The organism is Nocardioides sp. 503 (genome assembly GCF_004522095.1).
Taxonomy (GTDB): domain Bacteria; phylum Actinomycetota; class Actinomycetes; order Propionibacteriales; family Nocardioidaceae; genus Nocardioides.
The window spans coordinates 803,699-816,057 of the sequence record NZ_SPUI01000003.1; the positions used below are offsets into that span (position 1 = coordinate 803,699).

General features: G+C 72.2%; 13 protein-coding genes. 6 read left to right on the top strand and 7 right to left on the bottom strand.

Annotated features, from left to right (window positions below; all coding sequences use genetic code 11):
- The first annotated feature begins 42 nt into the window (after positions 1 to 42).
- Positions 43 to 519 carry a DUF2867 domain-containing protein gene (locus E4622_RS11125; protein ID WP_134740249.1) on the top strand — a complete coding sequence of 159 codons (477 nt, stop codon included), beginning with the start codon at positions 43 to 45 and terminating at the stop codon, positions 517 to 519.
- A gap of 46 nt (positions 520 to 565) precedes the next feature.
- On the top strand, positions 566 to 1,321 hold the full coding sequence (locus tag E4622_RS11130) for a septum formation family protein (protein ID WP_134740250.1): 756 nt from the start codon (positions 566 to 568) through the stop codon (positions 1,319 to 1,321).
- A gap of 4 nt (positions 1,322 to 1,325) precedes the next feature.
- Here the strand turns inward: E4622_RS11130 and E4622_RS11135 are convergent, their stop codons facing one another.
- Entirely contained in the window at positions 1,326 to 1,964 is a 639-nt protein-coding gene (locus E4622_RS11135) for a TrmH family RNA methyltransferase (RefSeq protein ID WP_134740784.1), read from the bottom strand.
- 94 nt (positions 1,965 to 2,058) lie between these two features.
- Between E4622_RS11135 and E4622_RS11140 the strand changes: the two genes are divergently transcribed.
- Positions 2,059 to 2,778, top strand: coding sequence for a VTT domain-containing protein (locus E4622_RS11140; protein ID WP_245155985.1), 720 nt, complete (start codon positions 2,059 to 2,061; stop codon positions 2,776 to 2,778).
- Here E4622_RS11140 and pyrE read toward each other — a convergent pair.
- Positions 2,775 to 3,311, bottom strand: coding sequence for an orotate phosphoribosyltransferase (pyrE, locus tag E4622_RS11145; protein WP_134740251.1), 537 nt, complete (start codon positions 3,309 to 3,311; stop codon positions 2,775 to 2,777). The two genes, E4622_RS11140 and pyrE, sit on opposite strands and share 4 nt — an antisense overlap.
- A 38-nt stretch (positions 3,312 to 3,349) precedes the next feature.
- Here pyrE and E4622_RS11150 point away from each other — a divergent pair, with 38 nt between their 5' ends.
- The gene (locus tag E4622_RS11150; protein WP_134740252.1) at positions 3,350 to 4,507 is read left to right on the top strand and encodes a pyridoxal phosphate-dependent aminotransferase; all 1,158 of its coding nucleotides are present in this window, start codon (positions 3,350 to 3,352) and stop codon (positions 4,505 to 4,507) included.
- On the opposite strand, the gene E4622_RS11155 is transcribed toward E4622_RS11150, so the two are convergent.
- Genes E4622_RS11155 through clpB form a run of 3 tightly spaced genes read right to left on the bottom strand, consistent with a single transcriptional unit; the run spans position 4,482 to position 8,713 of the window.
- Positions 4,482 to 5,036, bottom strand: coding sequence for a hypothetical protein (locus E4622_RS11155; protein WP_134740253.1), 555 nt, complete (start codon positions 5,034 to 5,036; stop codon positions 4,482 to 4,484). The genes E4622_RS11150 and E4622_RS11155 overlap by 26 nt on opposite strands.
- 28 nt (positions 5,037 to 5,064) lie before the next feature.
- Entirely contained in the window at positions 5,065 to 6,093 is a 1,029-nt protein-coding gene (locus E4622_RS11160; protein ID WP_134740254.1) for a hypothetical protein, read from the bottom strand.
- A 25-nt stretch (positions 6,094 to 6,118) separates the two neighbouring features.
- Entirely contained in the window at positions 6,119 to 8,713 is a 2,595-nt protein-coding gene (gene clpB, locus E4622_RS11165) for an ATP-dependent chaperone ClpB (protein ID WP_134740255.1), read from the bottom strand.
- A 116-nt stretch (positions 8,714 to 8,829) separates the two neighbouring features.
- On the opposite strand from clpB, the gene E4622_RS11170 reads away from it, so the two are divergent.
- Positions 8,830 to 10,293 carry a hypothetical protein gene (locus E4622_RS11170; protein WP_134740256.1) on the top strand — a complete coding sequence of 488 codons (1,464 nt, stop codon included), beginning with the start codon at positions 8,830 to 8,832 and terminating at the stop codon, positions 10,291 to 10,293.
- Between the two features lie 16 nt (positions 10,294 to 10,309).
- Positions 10,310 to 10,726 carry a BLUF domain-containing protein gene (locus E4622_RS11175; RefSeq protein WP_134740257.1) on the top strand — a complete coding sequence of 139 codons (417 nt, stop codon included), beginning with the start codon at positions 10,310 to 10,312 and terminating at the stop codon, positions 10,724 to 10,726.
- Between the two features lie 2 nt (positions 10,727 to 10,728).
- On the opposite strand, the gene E4622_RS11180 is transcribed toward E4622_RS11175, so the two are convergent.
- Together E4622_RS11180 and dnaJ are read right to left on the bottom strand one after the other, a co-directional pair.
- Positions 10,729 to 11,163 (bottom strand): helix-turn-helix transcriptional regulator, encoded by a 435-nt coding sequence (locus E4622_RS11180; protein WP_134740258.1) that lies wholly within the window; start codon positions 11,161 to 11,163, stop codon positions 10,729 to 10,731.
- Positions 11,163 to 12,350 carry a molecular chaperone DnaJ gene (gene dnaJ / locus E4622_RS11185; protein ID WP_134740259.1) on the bottom strand — a complete coding sequence of 396 codons (1,188 nt, stop codon included), beginning with the start codon at positions 12,348 to 12,350 and terminating at the stop codon, positions 11,163 to 11,165. The genes E4622_RS11180 and dnaJ overlap by 1 nt, the downstream gene beginning before the upstream one ends.
- Positions 12,351 to 12,359 lie beyond the last annotated feature (9 nt).

Genomic DNA, 12,359 nt, shown 5'->3' on the forward strand with positions numbered 1-12,359 from the left:
GGCTACCCACGGGTCCACCCAGGGCTCTCGTAGCCTCGAGCCATGCGCCGCCACCGCACCTTGACGACGACCTCTCGGGACTCCGCCCTCCCCGTCGACCCCGACCGGGCCTGGGCCGTCGTGGCGTCCGGCCGCCCCGGCCCTCGGTGGTACGTCGACGCCGCGCCGTTCGTCGTCCGCGGCGGCATCGACCGGCTCGTCGGCGGCGCCGGGCGCCGGTGGCCGCCTCCCGGCACGCCCCTGCTGGCGACCGGCGACCGCGCCGGGTTCTGGCGGGTCACCGAGGCCGACCACGAGCGCCGGCGACTGGTCCTCGTCGCCGACGTCCGGGCGCCGGGGACGGTCACCCTCACCACCGAGGTCACCGACGGCCGGCTGCGACAGACCGTCGCCCTCGAGCCGCACGGACTGCTCGGTGCGGTCTACCTGGTCGCCGACCTCGGCGCCCGCGAGACCGTCTCCGAGCTGGCCCACCGCCGGCTCCTCCGCGAGATCGGGCAAACGCCGACGCAGGCCTAAGAGGGCGGGTTAGGGTCGCGCAACTCGCCCCCTCGGAAGGAACCCCGTGCTCCGCTCTGCGCTCCGCTCGCTCCTCGTCACCGTGGCCGCCGCCGCGATCCTCGCCGGCCCCTCGTTGGCCGACGCCGCCCCCGCCCAGCGCGCCGGCGACCCCACCTTCCACCTGCAGCCCGTCGGCAGCTGCCACGCGCTGACGTACAAGCAGTACTTCGCCGCGTCTGCGCCGGCGACCGCCGTGCCCTGCACCGACCCTCACACGAGCCAGACGATCGCCACCGTCCGCCTCACCGGCAAGGTCGACTGGAAGGACTCCGGTGCGCTCTGGCCCAAGATCGCCAAGCGCTGCTACCCGGCCATGAAGTCGGCCTTGGGCACGAACCCCAAGACGCGGGCGATGTCGTCGTACGCGGCGGCGTGGTTCATCCCGAGCGCCGCGGAGCGCCGGCAGGGAGCGAAGTGGCTGCGCTGCGACCTCATCCTGCGGGGAGGCAAGCAGCTCCAGCCGCTGCCGACCGACGGCTCCCCGCTCCTGACGGCGCCGCTGTCCGACGCCGTCGCTCATTGCATCACCCACAGGTTCGCCGACACCGTCTGCACCAAGGCCCACGCCTACCGCGTCGCTGGAGTCGCACGGATCGCCGGCAAGAGGTACCCCGGCGACAAGCGGCTCGCGAAGATGGCCACACGCAAGTGCCCCGGCATCACCGGCACTGCTCGCAACTGGCGTTGGAGCTCTCCGTCGGCCGACACGTGGAAGTACGCCGACCGCATGCTCGTCTGCTACGACAAGACCCGCAGGTAGCGCCCTAGCCGCGCCAGGCGTCGACCCCGGAGAGGTCGGCGTACTGGCGCACCCAGGAGTGCATGGCAATCGCCGCGGCAGCGGAGGCGTTGATCGAGCGCGTGGAGCCGAACTGCGCGATCGAGAAGGTGCCGTCGCACGCCTCGCGCGCGCCCGCTGACAGCCCGGGTCCCTCCTGGCCGAAGAGGAAGCACACCCGCCGGGGCACGGTCATCGTCTCGAGGTGCTCGCTGCCGGGCAGGTTGTCGATGCCGAGCAGCCGCACGTCGCGCTCCGCGAGGTACGCCGCCAGGTCGGCGGCCGTCTCGTGGTGGCGCACGTGCTGGTAGCGGTCGGTGACCATCGCGCCGCGGCGGTTCCACCGGCGGTTGCCGACGATGTGCACCTCGGCGGCCAGGAAGGCGTTGGCGGAGCGCACGATGGTGCCGATGTTGAAGTCGTGCTGCCAGTTCTCGATCGCCACGTGGAAGTCGTGCCGGCGCTCGTCGAGGTCGGCGACGATCGCCTCCATGCTCCAGTAGCGGTAGCGGTCGACGACGTTGCGGCGGTCGCCCTCGGCCAGCAGCACGGGGTCGTAGTGCGCCTCGGTGGGCAGCGGCCCGGGCCACGGCCCGACCCCGACCTCGGCCGGACCGTGCGGCATCGGGTCGTACGGCGCCCGCCGGTCCTCGCTGTCCTCCGCCACGGCGGCGAGACTACCCAGCGGCACCGTAGGTGCCGACCGGTACCGTTTGTCCGTGACCGCGCTCCTGCTCGAGCTCCACCCGTTGCTCCTGGGCATGGACTGGATGGACCCTCAGTACCTCCTGGACAGGTTCGGCACGGAGTTCCTCTGGATCAGCCTCCTCATCATCTTCGTGGAGTGCGGCCTGTTCTTCCCGTTCCTGCCCGGTGACACACTGCTGCTCTCCTTGGGCGTCTTCATCGCCAACCCCAGCGACGGCATCGACGTCTTCCCCGGGAGTCCCGTGGTGGAGCTGCTGGTCACGCTGGTGCTGCTCGTCGCGGCGGCGATGCTCGGCAACGTCGCCGGCTACGAGATCGGACGTGCGATCGGCCCCCCGCTGTACCAGCGCGACGGCCGGATCCTCAAGAAGAAGTACTTCGACCAGACCCAGGCGTTCTTCGACAAGCACGGCAACAAGGCCCTTGTCATCGGCCGCTTCGTGCCGTTCGTCCGGACCTACATCACCGTGGTGGCGGGCGTGACCCACATGCAGCGCCACCGCTTCCTGAAGTGGAGCTTCGTCGGCGCACTGCTGTGGGTCCTGAGCATCACGCTGATCGGCTACGTGCTCGGCGCCAAGGTGCCGTGGCTCAAGGACAACATCGACTACGCGATCATGGCGATCATCGTCATCTCGGTGATCCCGGTGGTCTACGAGTGGTGGAAGCACCGCCGCCACGCCGACGACGTCGTGGAGGACGTCCCCGACGACGCCACCGCCGACAGCTAGGCCCGCGCGGCGTCCAGCGCCGCCTTGGTGAGCACCGCGCGCACCTCGAGACCGACGTCGGCGAGCGGGTTCTCCCCCTCGGGGCTGCGGTCGATCGCGCAGACGACGACCTCGACCACCGCGCCGGCCGCGCGCAGGGCGCGCGTCGCGTCGCGCACCGCACCGCCAGTGGTGATGACGTCCTCGACGAGCGTCACGCGCCGCCCGGCGACGTCCGGGCCCTCGGCCAGCTTGCAGGTGCCGTACTCCTTGGCCTGCTTGCGCACGAACAGCGCCGGCGTGCCCGTGAGGCTGCTGACGAGCGTGGCGATTGGCACTCCGCCCAGCTCAAGGCCGCCGAGCAGCTCGGTGCCCTCGGGCAGCAGCGGCACCATCTGCCGGGCCACCCGGGCCAGCAGCTCGGGCTGGGCCTCGAAGAGGTACTTGTCGAAGTACTCCGAGGACACCTGGCCGGAGCGCAGCGTGAACTCGCCGGTCAGGCGGCAGCAGGCGTCGACGTCGGCGGCCAGGCTGGGGTCGGGGGTCGTGGTCACGCCGACAGGCTAGCGGCCGGTCCCCGTACGCTCGGCACATGCTCGCGCACCGTCTCGACGGCATCCCGCCGACGATCTTCTCCCGCATGTCGGCGCTCGCCCTGAGCACCGACTCGGTCAACCTCGGGCAGGGCTTCCCCGACGTCGACGGCCCGCCCGAGGCGATCGCCCGGGCGGTCACCGCGCTGCGGGAGGGGGCCAACCAGTACGCCCCCGGGACCGGCGTGCCGGCGCTACGGCAGGCGATCGCGCGGCACCAGCAGCGCCACTACGGCCTCGAGCTGAACCCCGACACCGAGGTGGTCGTCACCACCGGGTGCACCGAGGCGGTGGCCGCGGCGCTGCTCGGGCTGGTCGACCCCGGCGACGAGATCGTCGTGCTCGAGCCCTACTACGACTCCTACGTCGCGATGATCCAGATGGCCGGCGGCGTACGGCGCCCGGTCACCCTGCGCGCCCCGGACTTCCGGCTCGACCTCGACGAGCTGCGCGCCGCGGTGACGCCGCGCACGCGGTTCGTGCTGCTCAACTCCCCGCACAACCCCACCGGCACGGTGCTCACCCGTGCCGAGCTGCAGGCGGTGGCCGACCTCGCCCTCGAGCACGACCTCGTCGTGATCACCGACGAGGTCTACGAGCACCTCGTCTTCGACGACCACGAGCACGTCCCGATCGCGACCCTGCCGGGCATGGCCGAGCGCACGCTGACGCTCTCGAGCGCGGGCAAGTCCTACTCCTTCACCGGCTGGAAGGTCGGCTGGGCCACCGGACCCGCCGCGCTGGTCGGCGCCGTGCTGGCCGCCAAGCAGTGGCTGACCTTCACCTCGGGCTCGCCGCTGCAGCCGGCGGTGGCGCTCGCGCTCGACGAGCTGCCCGACTTCCCGCGCGACCTCGCGGCCGACCTCCAGGTGCGCCGGGACCTGCTCTGCGACGGTCTGACCAGCGCCGGGCTCGACGTCCGCGTGCCCGAGGGCACCTACTTCGCCACCACCGACGTCAGCGCGCTGGGCTGGCCCGACGGGCTGTCGTTCTGCCTGGCGCTGCCCGAGCGGGCCGGCGTCGTCGGCATCCCCGCCCAGGTCTTCTACGACGACCGCGAGGAGGGACGCCACCTCGTGCGCTGGGCGTTCTGCAAGGAGCCCTCGGTGATCGCCGAGGGGACCCGCCGGCTCAGCGCCGCTGACCTCCGGCCCTGAACCACTCGTTGCCGCGGCCGACGTAGAGCAGCACGATGGCCGCGATGCACATGATCAGGTTGAGCACCGGCAGGACCGCCAGCGCGGTGAGGACGCACAGCGGGATGGCGACGGCGGCCGAGATCGTCAGCACGATCCGGGCCCAGTTGGCGCCGCGCACCACGAAGAAGGCGAGCACGATCGCCACGAGCGACCACACGATGCCGATGCCCGCGAAGATGATCGTGAACGTGCTGATCTCGTCGCGCGTCCAGCCGGACGCGCTGTCCTCGAAGCCCTCGTAGTACTCGTCCATCCCGGCCATCACGGCGACCAGCAGGAAGGCGAGCGACAGCAGGGCGATCGCGCTGCCCACCCACGTCAGCACGGCCGCGGCCGTGACGGTGCCGGGGCGACGGCCGGCGTCGGGCGGGACCGGCGCGTAGGCCGGGTTGTAGGCGCCCGGCTGGGGCGAGCCGTAGGGGTTCGGGGTCGGCTGGCCGTACGGCGGGGGCGGCGGCGTACCGAAGGGGTTGTTCGGGTCGGTCATGGGGCGAACTCTGGCACGCGGGAGCGGCTCAGGAGAACCAGGCCCGCACCTCGGGGCGGAGCAGCAGCGAGATCGTCACCAGGCACACGGCGAGCGGCACCACGAGGACGATGTTGAGCACGGCCCCGACGAGGGCGACGGCTCCCGCGATCGCCGCCGAGACGACCAGCGCGGTGCGGCCCCAGCGCACGCGCCGGAACGCCTGGACGGCGAAGAGCATCGCCGCCGCGCCCCAGACCGCGACGACGGCGGTGAGGACGAACGTCGCGGTGCGGATCTCCGCCTGGGAGAGCCCCTGCGAGCGCAGGTCGGGGTTCTGCTTGTAGAGCTCGTCGAAGACCAGGTCCGGGGCGGCGGCGAGCACGAGGGCGCTCATGCCCAGCAGGAAGATCGCGAGCGAGCAGAAGACCCAGGTGAGGACGCAGGCCCACAGGACCTGCGCCGGGCGGGCGGACGCCGCGACCGGGGCGACCCGTCCCGTCGGCGTGATCGCGGAGGTCCAGGCCGCCGACGGCGCCGCACCGAAACCGGTCACCGGACGCGGCTCGGTGGGCGGCGGGGGCGGGGGCGGCGCCTGGAACACCGACGGGCCGGCGGCCTGCGCCGGGCGCTCCCGCTCCACCGGCGGCGGCATCTTGCCGTCGAACCAGTCGCGCGCCGGCTGGAACCACAGGGTCACCGCGGCCGCGGCCACGACCGCCGAGAGGAAGCCACCGGCGACCATCCCGCAGACGAACAGGGGGCCCGCCACCACGGCCAGGCCGAGCCGGGCGCTGCGCGAGCGCTGGAGCACGTGGTAGCCGAGGATCGCGGCCGCCGTGGCGCAGGCCCCGGCCACCATCGCGAGCACGCGCAGGATCGCCGTCACGCCGTCCAGGTCGAGGCCCAGCCCGTCACCCGGAGGCTCGGAGAGGAACGTCCGGATCGACTCCTGCGTCTCCAGCGACCCCAGGCCGGCCACCCGCTCGAACACCAGGGCGAGGATCAGGGCCGAGCCACCCATGATCATCCAGGCGGCCAGGGTCACCTGACGGGGGCGGGGAGGCGCGTCGCTCATGCGCCCCATTCCACCAGTCCCGTGCTCATGCGGCGACGGCGAGGGTCAGCGCCCCGTCGGCGCCGAGGTCCACCGACACCCGGTCCCCGTCGGTCACCTCGCCGCCGATGAGCATCCGCGCGAGGGGGTCGCCGATGGCGGTCTGGATGAGCCGGCGCAGCGGCCGGGCACCGTACGCCGGGTCGTAGCCGGTCTCGGCGAGCCAGTGACGCGCCTGCTCGGTGACGTCGATCGTGATGCGGCGCACGGCCAGCCGCTGCTCCAGCAGCTCCAGCTGGAGCTCGACGATCCGGCCCAGCTCCTCGCGGGTCAGCGCGTCGAACTGGACGATGTCGTCCAGGCGGTTGAGGAACTCCGGCTTGAAGCTCGAGCGCACCACGGCCAGCACCGACTCGCGCTTCTTCTCCGGGTCCAGCAGGGGGTCGACCAGGAAGTGCGAGCCGAGGTTGCTGGTCAGGACCAGGATCGTGTTGCGGAAGTCGACCGTGCGGCCCTGGCCGTCGGTGAGCCGGCCGTCGTCGAGCACCTGCAGCAGGATGTCGAAGACCTCCGGGTGCGCCTTCTCGACCTCGTCGAGCAGCACCACCGAGTAGGGGCGGCGCCGCACGGCCTCGGTGAGCTGGCCGCCCTCGTCGTAGCCGACGTAGCCCGGAGGCGCCCCGACGAGCCGCGAGACCGAGTGCTTCTCGGAGTACTCGCTCATGTCGATGCGCACGATCGCGCGCTCGTCGTCGAAGAGGAAGTCGGCCAGCGCCTTGGCCAGCTCGGTCTTGCCGGTGCCCGTCGGGCCGAGGAACAGGAACGAGCCGGTGGGGCGGTTCGGGTCGGCGATGCCCGCGCGCGAGCGGCGTACCGCGTCGCTCACGGCGCGCACGGCCTCGTGCTGGCCGATCAGGCGCTCGCCGACGACGGCCTCCATCTCGAGCAGCTTGGCGGTCTCGCCCTGCAGCATCCGGCCCGTCGGGATGCCCGTCCAGGCCTCCACGACCTCGGCGACCTGCTCGGCGCCGACCTCCTCGCCGACCAGCGGCTCGAGGTCGGTCCGCTCGACCGCCTCGACCTCGCGGATCTGCTGCTCGAGGGCCGGGATCCGGCCGTAGAGGATCTCGCTGGCCTTCTCGAACTCGCCCTCGCGCTGGAGCCGCTCGCTCTCGATGCGCAGCTGGTCGAGCTGGCGGCGCAGCTCCCCCTCGCCCTCGAGCGTGGCCTTCTCCTGCTCCCAGCGGGCCTCGAGCCCGCGCAGCTCCTCCTCGCGGTCCGCGAGGTCGGCGCGCAGCCGCTCCAGGCGGTCGGCGGAGGCTGCGTCACTCTCGCGCTGCAGGGCGAACTCCTCCATGCGCAGCCGCTCGACCTGGCGGCGCAGCTGGTCGATCTCCTCCGGGGAGGACTCGATCTCCATGCGCAGCCGCGAGGAGGCCTCGTCGACCAGGTCGATGGCCTTGTCGGGCAGCTGGCGGCCGGGGATGTAGCGGTCGCTGAGCGTGGCCGCCGCGACGAGGGCCGCGTCGGTGATGCGGACGCCGTGGTGGGCCTCGTACTTCTCCTGGATGCCGCGCAGGATCTGGATGGTGTCCTCGACGCTCGGCTCGCCGACGAAGACCTGCTGGAAGCGGCGCTCCAGCGCGGGGTCCTTCTCGATGCGCTCGCGGTACTCGTCGAGGGTGGTCGCGCCGATCATGTGCAGCTCGCCGCGGGCCAGCATCGGCTTGAGCATGTTGCCCGCGTCCATGGCGGAGTCGCCGCCGGCGCCCGCACCGACGACGGTGTGCAGCTCGTCGATGAACGTGATGACCTGGCCGCCGGCGTCCTTGATCTCCTCCAGGACGGCCTTGAGCCGCTCCTCGAACTCGCCGCGGTACTTGGCGCCCGCCACCATCGCGGCCAGGTCCAGGCTGAGGACCCGGCGCCCCTTGAGGGAGTCGGGCACGTCGCCGGCGACGACGCGCTGGGCCAGGCCCTCGACGACGGCGGTCTTGCCGACGCCGGGCTCGCCGATCAGGACGGGGTTGTTCTTGGTGCGGCGCGAGAGCACCTGCACCACGCGCCGGATCTCCGCGTCGCGGCCGATGACGGGGTCGAGGCGACCCTCCTGCGCGGCGGCCGTGAGGTCGACGGAGTACTTCTCCAGCGCCTCGTACGTCGACTCGGCGTCCTGGCTGGTGACCCGGCGGTTGCCGCGGACGGCCGTGAGGCCCTCCCGCAGTCCGGCCTCGGTCAGCCCGGCGTCCTTGAGCACCTGCTGGGCGGGGCTCTCGGTGCCGGCGATGGCGATGAGGAGGTGCTCGGTGGCGACGTACTCGTCCTTCATGGACGACGCCAGGTCGAGCGCGCCCGCGAGCACCCGGGTCAGGGCCGGCGAGGCGGCGGGCTGCTGGACCGTCGCTCCGCTCGCCTTCGGCAGCGCCTCGAGCACGGCGCCCGCCCGCGCGGTGAGGGCGGCGGCGTCCACCCCGGCCTTGGTCACGAGGTTGCGGGCGATGCCGTCCTCCTGGCGGAGCAGGGCGACGAGCACGTGGATGGGCTCGGTGGCGGTGTTGCCGGCCGTGGTGGCCGAGAGCTGGGCGGCCTCGATGGCCTCCCGGCTACGGGTGGTGAACTTCTCGGCGCCGAACTGGCTCATGGTGCTCCTCCTGCGACGGTGCTGATACGTGATGCTGACATAACGTGGGGAAAGTTGAGTCTGTTCCACTCAAGTCTAGGAAGTTTTGTCCACGGCGCGAGGGGAATACCACTTCCATGTCCTTCCGGTCAGAGCTCCAGTCCAAGATCAAGCCGATCGTCGACGCCGCCATCGTCGCCGAGATGAGCTACTACGGGTTCGACGGCAGTCTCGAGGACGGGTTCACCGGCTACTCGCGCGCGACCGAGGCCAACCCGCTCTCCGAGGAGGTCACGGTCGCGCCGCCGGGGGCCGCCAACGAGGGCGAGGCCACCGACTGGAACGGGCAGGTCTACACCTACGGCCACAACTTCTTCGCGATGACCTTCCGCCCCAAGGAGGACGTCTACGACAAGTGGCGCGAGATGATCCCCTCCCTGTTCGAGCCGTGGCTCGAGATCCCGGAAGCCGACGACCTGGAGCCCAAGGTGCAGGCGGTGCGCGAGGCCGCGCAGAAGCTGGGTCTCAGCGTCAGCACCGAGGGCGAGGGCACCGACATGCAGCTGATCTCGGGCAACACGAAGCTGTCCGGCGACCTGGACTACCTGTCGTCGAAGATCGGCAACTACGACGGCGAGACGATCCGGGCCTTCCACCGCACCTACGTGTCGCGGATGCCCACCGTGATCAGCGGGCAGTGGTCCGCGGCCTGCATCCTGGGCGTCGGGCTGGCCGCGGAGCAGGCCGTCTGGCGCCGGACCGGCAAGGACGTGCTGGAGCTCGCCGACCGCATGAAGGAGGCGATGGAGGACGCCCGCGGCGGGGGCGGCGGCGACGTGGGCACCTGGATCAAGGTCCTGGGGGCCTTCGCGTCCGCCGCGACGATCTTCGTCAGCGGGCCGGCGGCGCCGCTCGTGGGTGGCATCGCCACCGGGCTGGGCATCCTGGGCTCGTTCGTGCCCGAGGGCGAGCAGGCCGACCACCACGAGGGCATCGGCGCCGACTGGCCCGACGGGGTCTACGACAACTGCGTCAAGGTGCTCGACAAGGTGAAGTCCGACATCGAGACCGAGGAGCTCGCCGCTCGGGACTGCCTGTCCGACGCCCGGTTCGAGGTCCTGGGCAAGGGGGGCGACTTCGACCTCAGCAACCCCGCGGGGCTGCTGGGCGAGACCGACGTCGGGGACCTCACGACGGCGGACGACACGATCGTCGAGCTCGACGTGCTCGACGAGATCGGGGGCACCGTCATGCCGGCCATCGCCGCCGAGCTGACCTCGGCCGTCGGCCTGCTGGACGCGGCGTCCGGCGAGGGCCCGTGGATGCGGCCCTCCGACATCGGGCTGAGCGCCCAGGGTCACTACTGGGAGTGGTCGCAGCTCTACGACCTCCTCACCAAGATCATCGCCGACACGGCCTGGGAGCTCGTCGAGGGCGGGGAGCACCTCCAGGTCGCGGCCGGCATCATCGGGGAGAGCGACGAGCAGGCGCGCAAGGACCTCGCCACGATCCAGGGCGAGCTCGAGGCTCACGCCGCCGAGACCGCCGGTGGCAGCCCGGTGTCGCAGAGCAGCGCCGCCGCGGGCACACCGCTTCGCTGACGAGGACCGGAGACCGATGCTCTCGATCACCTATGTCAGCACCGCCGACCGGCTGCTGACCAAGCCCGAGCTGCTGAGCATGCTCGCCGCCATCCGACCCCGCAACGAGGCCCTGGGGCTCAGCGGCATGCTGCTCTACCGCGGCGGCAACATCATCCAGACGATCGAGGGCCCCGACGAGGTCGTCGACGCGACGTACGCCAAGATCGAGAAGGACGCCCGCCACAAGGGCGTGCTCCTCCTGCTGCGGGACCCGGTCGAGGAGCGACTGTTCCCCGACTGGTCCATGGGCTTCCACGAGGTGAGCGCGGGCGACCTCGCCGAGGTCGACGGCTACACGGAGTTCCTGCGTCGACCGGCCACCGCCTCGCTGGGCGACCGGGCCGCGCCGGCGTACCGGCTGCTCGAGCTCTTCCGCGAGAACATGCGCTGACGTCAGCGGCCGCGGCGCCAGACGACGACCGACTGGCCGGTCGAGGTCTGGCGCAGCACCGGCAGCTTGTTGGCGGGCGCCTGGTCGAGCGACCGGCCCGTGAGGGCCTGCCGCAGGGCCTCACGGGTCGCGTCGAGCTCGGCCTGGAGCTCCTCGTTGCGCGCGGAGAGCGCCGCCAGCCGGTTGTCGAGCTCGAGGATCCGGCGCACGCCCTCGATGCCGATGCCCGAGGACGTCAGGTCGGCGATCTCGCGCAGCCGCTCGATGTCGCGCGCGGAGTAGCGCCGACCGCCCCCGACCGTGCGTCCGGGGGTGATCAGGCCGAGGCGCTCGTAGGTGCGCAGGGTCTGCGGGTGCAGCCCGGTGAGCTCGGCCGCCACGCTGATGACGAAGACGGCGGCGTCCGGGCCGGGAGCCGCGAACGGCGGCCCGGACATCACGCGCCCGCCTCGAACAGGTTGGCGCGCAGCGGCTTGCTCGCGGTGGCCTCGCGGTAGGCCTCCACGGCCGCCCGCGCCGCCTGGTCGAGCACCGCGGGAACCTGGACCTCCACCGTGGCGAGCAGGTCGCCGAAGGTGCCGTCGGCGCGGCGGACACCCTTGCCGCGCACCCGGAAGGTGCGCCCGTTGGGCGTGCCGGCCGGGACCTTCAGCGTGACCGGGGCCCCGCCGAGCGTGGGCACCTTGATCTCGGCGCCCAGCGCGGCCTCGTCGAAGGAGACCGGGACGGTGAGGGTGAGGTTGTCGCCCTTGCGGGCGAAGACCCGGTGCGGGGAGACCTTGACGACCACGAACAGGTCGCCCGCGGGCCCGCCGTTCTCGCCCGCGGCACCCTTGCCGCGCACCCGGATGCGCTGGCCGTCCTTGACCCCGGCCGGGATGCGCGCCTGGATGCTGCGCGCGGACGTCCCGCGCCCGCTGCCGTGGCAGGTGGCGCAGGCCTCGTCGTAGACGAGCTGGCGACCGCCGCAGTGGGGGCACGTCTCGTTCATCGAGAACGCGCCGCCCGTGGAGACGGTGACGTAGCCGGCGCCGTCGCACTGCGGGCAGATGTGCGGCTTCGTGCCGGGCTTGCCGCCGGTGCCGGAGCAGGCCGGGCACGGCGCGTCGGAGGCGAGGCGCAGCGACACCGTCACGCCGTCCATGGCGTCGGTGAAGCTGATGGTCGCCGTCGTCTCGACGTCCGCACCCTTGCTGGGACGGCGGACCTGCTGACCCCCGCCTCGGCGGCCGCTGCCGCCGAAGAGGTCGCCGAACATGTCTCCGAACCCGCCGCCGCCGCTGCCGGCTCGGTCGCGCAGCAGGTCGTCGAGGTTGAAGCCCCCGCCGCCCGCTCCGCCACCGCCGCCGAAGCCGCCACGTGCGCCCGAGCCGTAGAGCCTGCGCATCTCGTCGTACTTCGGGCGCTTGTCGGCGTCGCCCACGACGTCGTAGGCCTCGGCGACGGCCTTGAACTTCTCGTGCTTCGCGGTGTCGCCGGGGTTGGAGTCGGGGTGGTTGGCGCGCGCGAGCTTGCGGTAGGCCTTCTTGATCTCGTCGGCGGACGCGTCCTTCGCGACGCCGAGGACCTGGTAGAAGTCCTTCTGCGCCCAGTCGGCGCGGAACCCCTCCTTGCTGTCACTCATCGCACACCT